This window comes from Micrococcus sp. LASM2_SD2 (assembly GCF_057364565.1).
The window spans coordinates 1-3306 of the sequence record NZ_JBNFOB010000243.1 but is presented as its reverse complement, the minus strand read 5'-3'; the positions used below and the strand labels follow the sequence as shown (position 1 = coordinate 3306).

General features: G+C 72.5%; 4 protein-coding genes and 1 pseudogene. 2 read left to right on the top strand and 3 right to left on the bottom strand.

The window, feature by feature from the left end; all coding sequences use genetic code 11:
- Together AC2W7A_RS10735 and AC2W7A_RS10730 are read right to left on the bottom strand one after the other, a co-directional pair.
- A partial coding sequence (locus AC2W7A_RS10735) for a hypothetical protein (RefSeq protein WP_485991343.1) occupies positions 1-397 on the bottom strand: 397 nt, incomplete at its 3' end.
- Positions 394-786 carry a zinc-binding dehydrogenase gene (locus tag AC2W7A_RS10730; RefSeq protein ID WP_485991342.1) on the bottom strand — a complete coding sequence of 131 codons (393 nt, stop codon included), beginning with the start codon at positions 784-786 and terminating at the stop codon, positions 394-396. The genes AC2W7A_RS10735 and AC2W7A_RS10730, both read right to left, overlap by 4 nt.
- Positions 787-795: 9 nt before the next feature.
- Between AC2W7A_RS10730 and AC2W7A_RS10725 the strand changes: the two genes are divergently transcribed.
- Complete coding sequence (locus AC2W7A_RS10725; protein WP_485991341.1) at positions 796-1758, top strand: DUF808 domain-containing protein; 963 nt, start codon at positions 796-798, stop codon at positions 1756-1758.
- Between the two features lie 103 nt (positions 1759-1861).
- Here AC2W7A_RS10725 and AC2W7A_RS10720 read toward each other — a convergent pair whose 3' ends face one another.
- Positions 1862-2704, bottom strand: a complete 843-nt coding sequence (locus AC2W7A_RS10720) for an alpha/beta fold hydrolase (protein ID WP_485991340.1) — start codon at positions 2702-2704, stop codon at positions 1862-1864.
- Positions 2705-2839: 135 nt separating this feature from the next.
- Between AC2W7A_RS10720 and AC2W7A_RS10715 the strand changes: the two are divergent.
- Positions 2840-3306, top strand: a pseudogene (locus AC2W7A_RS10715) (hypothetical protein); the annotation flags it as partial.

The following is a 3306-nucleotide window of genomic DNA, read 5'->3' as shown; positions in this document are numbered from 1 at the left end:
GCCGGCCCACGGCGTCCGAGCCGCTCTGCCGCAGCCGGAACATGGCCACCGCCTGCGCGGTGGCCGCCAGCTCGTGGGCGGCGCGGGAGAGCTCGCGGTGCGTCTCGGCGGCGGCCGACGGGATACGGTGGTCCTCCGTGGCCGGGTACGCGCGCTGCATCCGGACGCAGAGATCCCGGACCTCCGGAAGCGCCTCCGAGAGCACGTTGGCCGCGTGCACCACCCCGTTCAGCTCGTCCGCGCCCAGCTCGGAGCGGACCTCGGCCTCCTGCAGCACCTGCCAGCAGCGGTCGAGGGCACGGACGAAGCGGTCGTGGTCCCGGCGCCACAGCCCCGTGCCGAGCTCGCGCTCGTCCGCGCGGGCCTGGCGCATGCGGGCGAAGGGTCCGCGCCTCATGCGGACTCCCCCGCGGCCGGTACGCCGGCAAGCGCCTCGTCCACCACCAGCACCACGCGCCCGGCACGGTCCTGCCCCTCGAAGTGCTCGTGGGCGGCCACCACGTCCTCCAGCGGGAAGGTGGCGTCCACGGAGAGCTCCACGCGGCCGTGCGCCACCAGCGGCAGGGCCGCCTTCGCGGTGCCGGCCACCACGTGGGCCTTCTCGGCGCGGGTGCGGGCGCGGAGGGTGGAGCCGGTGAGCCAGCCGCGCTTGGCCACGAGCTTCATGAGGTTGAAGGACTCGGCCTTGAGGCCGCCCTGCACGGCGATCACCACGATGCGTCCGTCCGGGGCCAGCGCGTCCACGTTCGGGGCGAGGTAGGGGGCGCCGACCACGTCCAGGATCACGTCCGCGCCGTGGCCGTCCGTGTGCTCGCGCAGCCAGTCCGCGAAGCCGCCGGGCTCGCCCGCCTCGCGGCCGCCAGCACGGACGACGTGGCCGCCGGCGTCGGACGCGCGAGCGCCAAGGCCGCCGGCGTGGTCATCGACGACGCCGCCGTGACCCCGCAGTATGTCACCGGCGTGGACCCCAAGCGCGAGCTGCCCATGATCTGGAGGATCACCAAGGGCTCGCTGCGCAACAAGATCCTCATCATCCTCCCGGCACTGCTCCTGCTGTCCTGGCTGGCTCCGTGGATCCTGCCCTGGCTGCTGCTGGCCGGAGGCACCTACCTCGCCTACGAGGGCGCCCACAAGGTCTGGCACAAGATCACGGGCCACCACGAGGAGCACGAGGACGAGCCCGCCGTGGAGCAGGGCGCCGACGCCGAGGACAAGGTGGTCAAGGGCGCCATCACCACGGACTTCATCCTGTCCTGCGAGATCATGGTCATCTCCATGAACGAGGTCGCGGACCAGGGCTTCTGGCTGAAGGCGATCATCCTCTTCATCGTCGCCATCGCCATCACCGTGGGCGTCTACGGGACCGTCGCGCTGATCGTGAAGATGGACGACATCGGTCTGCACATGCTCCGCAACGGCCGCACGGACGGCGGCCGCCGCTTCGGTGCCGGCCTGGTGAAGGCCATGCCGCACGTGCTCAAGGTCATCACCCTGATCGGCACCGTGGCGATGCTCTGGGTCGGCGGCCACATCGTGCTCGTCGAGCTGGACGCCCTGGGCTGGCACGCCCCCTACGGCCTGCTGCACTCCATCACCGAGCCGATCGTGCACGCCGCCGGTGCCGTGGTCGGCTGGCTCGCCGACACCCTCGGCTCGGCCATCGTCGGCTTCCTCTGGGGCAGCCTGGTCGTCGGCATCGTGACCGTGGCCGGCAGGATGTTCGGCAAGAAGGACCAGAAGGCCCACGCCGCCCACTGATCCTCCCCGCCGCCTCCGTACGGCCCCGACGGCGGCGCCCCCACCTCCTCGAGGTGGGGGCGCCGTCGTCGTCCCCCGCCCCGGTCTGGGCGACGGGGGTGTGTCAGTCCTGGGAGAGGAAGTGGCCGACCGCGTCCACGAACGCCTCGGGACGGTCCGCGTGGACCCAGTGGCCGGCGTCGCGGATCATCACGCGGACGGCCCGTGGGAAGAGCTCCTTCATGCGGGGCACGTCCGAGTCGAGGATGTAGTCCGAGTCGGCGCCGCCCAGCCACAGGACCGGGCGGTCGAAGGTGCGGTCCGCGTCGTCCTCGACCATCGGGTCCGGGAAGGAGCCGATGACCTGCAGGTCCCGCTTGAGGAGGTCGACGTTCGGCTGCCAGGTGAAGTGCCCGTGGTCCCGGCGCAGGTTCTGCAGCAGGAAGCCGCGCACACGCTCGTCCGGCACCTTCTGGGCCATGGCGGCGTCCGCGTCCGAGCGGGTCCGGTAGGAGGCGAGGTCCATCTCCTGCATGGTCCCGAGCAGGTGCACGAACTCGTCCGTGGCGGCCACGGCCGTGCGCGGGGAGATGTCCACCACCACGAGGCGGTCCACGAGCTCCGGGTGGCGCAGGGCCAGGGCCATCACGGCCTTGCCGCCCATGGAGTGGCCCACGAGGTGCACGGGCCCGTCTGCGGCGAGACCGGCGCGGAGGTGGTCGGCGATCCGGTCCGCGATCCGGCGGTAGTCCACGCCGTCGGTCCACGGGGACTGGCCGTGGTCAGGCATGTCGATCATCTCGACCGTGAAGCGGTCGGACAGGGCGTTGGCGATGCCGGTGAAGTTCCGGCCGCGGCCCATCAGGCCGTGCACGAAGGCGACGCGGCGGGGCCCCTCGCCGATCACGGTGGAGGCGAGCGGGGCGTCGTCGGGGTCTGCGGTGCGTGAGGTGTCTGCGGAGGTCACCGGAACAGGGTAGCGGCAGGCGGGTCTCCATGATGGGTTATCGTCATGCTGACAGACATCGCCTTGGATTCTTCTGGTCATACTGACCTTCTCCATGCGACCCGCCAAGGACCCACGAAGGAGGTGCGGACGCCCATGACCGCCGCCTCGGCTCCTGCCGGCCCAGTGCCGATCCACGCCGCCGTATCCACAGCCGTGTTCAGCCTGCGCGCGGACCGTGCCGGCCGCACCGCCCTCTACGTCGCCCTCGTGCCCCGCACCCGCGCCCCGCACCTGGACCGCTGGGCCGTGCCCGGGCGGTGGCTCGAAGCGGACGCGGAGGTGGCGGACACCGCCGAGGCCGTGGCCGCCGAGACGGTCGGCGTCTCCCCCACGCACCTGGAGCAGCTGGCGGTGTTCGACGCCGTGGACCGCTCCCCCACCGGGCGGGTGCTCACGCTCGCCCATTGGGCCCTGACGCGCGGCACCGACCGCGAGGGGTGGAACGTGCGCTGGTTCGCCGCGGACCGCCTGCCCGCCATGGCCTTCGACCACGCGGAGATGGTGGCCGACGCCCCGCACCACCCTGGCGCGCCGGCTCGCCGACCGGCCGTGGCCGCCGC